1 protein-coding gene is annotated in these 1,222 nt (G+C 73.2%); it reads left to right on the plus strand.

Features of this window, described 5'->3' with window-relative positions:
- Nucleotides 1–388: 388 nt before the first annotated feature.
- On the plus strand, nucleotides 389–1,222 hold an 834-nt coding region (locus tag ACYVE9_RS27465; protein WP_461030593.1), incomplete at its 3' end, for a hypothetical protein.

A 1,222-nucleotide genomic window follows, 5' to 3' on the forward strand; every position in this document is an offset into this window, starting at 1 on the left:
CGCCGCGCACCCGGGAGCGGTGCCGGACGGCACGCCCCGCTGGTACTCCACGCCGGCCGGCGGCAAGCGCGGAGTGCGCCGGCCGTCCCGGCCCGAGAGGAGCCCCGCCGCGGGGTGTGCGAGAACCCGCGACGCTCGGAAGGGACCGCTGTCGTGCATCACTGTGCGTCCTGCGGACGATGTGGTGGGTGATGACTCAACGGCGCCCGACCGATGAACGGCCTTGCTGGAAAGGGACTTTAGGCACAGCGCAGGCACCGGAGTGCGCCGGCGTTTCGGGCAGTGGAACACCGGATACGCCGCCTCGCGCCGACGGCCCAGGATGAGGTCGCGGCGCTGCGGCACGAGCAGCGGCCTGGCGTGTGCCCCATGACCGAGGAGGCAGTCGTTGTCGACAGCACCACCCAAGACGGCGTTCGGAACGGACACCGCACTGCGCGCGCGGCTCGACGCGTTCCTGGCGGCCCGTTCCTTCACCTTCGACGACCTGCTCGGTGAGGCCGACCAGGGACACGGCGAGCCCTTGCTGGCGGTGGCGGCCGGGTCCGTGCTCGCCGGCTTCGGCACCCACCGCAGCGACCTCGACCTGCTGGTCCTCGTCGACCACGGCCGGATCACCCGGATGCCCATCACCTCCCACCGATTCGGCACCCTCATCGACGTGACCGTGCGGGAGGCGGCAGCGGTCCGGGCCGTCGCCGCGGAACTTGCGACGCCGGACGCCGCGTCGCGGTGGCCGCAGACCGATACCGTCGGCAGCTCCGGCTGGAACCACCACCGCCGCTCCCTGAACACCGTGAGCCGACTGGCCCTCGGGCTGCCGCTCAAGGGCGCGGAACCGTGGCGGTCGTGGCTGGAGGAACTGCGCGGACCGTGGCTGGGTGACGTCCTGGCCCGCTGGTGGGTGACGGAGTCGCTGCGCTGCCGCACGGCAGCCGGCTGGCTCGCCGGCAGCAACCCCCGGTTGGCACGGGTGAGAGCCAGGGAAGCGGCACTGCACGCACTGCACGCCAGGGTGACGGTGGGCGGCGAGTGGTACTTCAACGCCAAGTGGCTGCCGGAGAAGCTCAAGGCGGTCGGTGACGAGAAGGCACTCTCCCAGGTGCGGGACCTCCTGGCGGGTGACGTCCCCCTTGCCGAGGCGATCGGCCGGGCCGACGCAGCCCTCGCCGAGGCCGACCGGGCCGCCGCCGAGGCCGGCACGGCCACCCGGAGCGGCGCT

This window comes from Streptomyces sparsus (assembly GCF_054776295.1).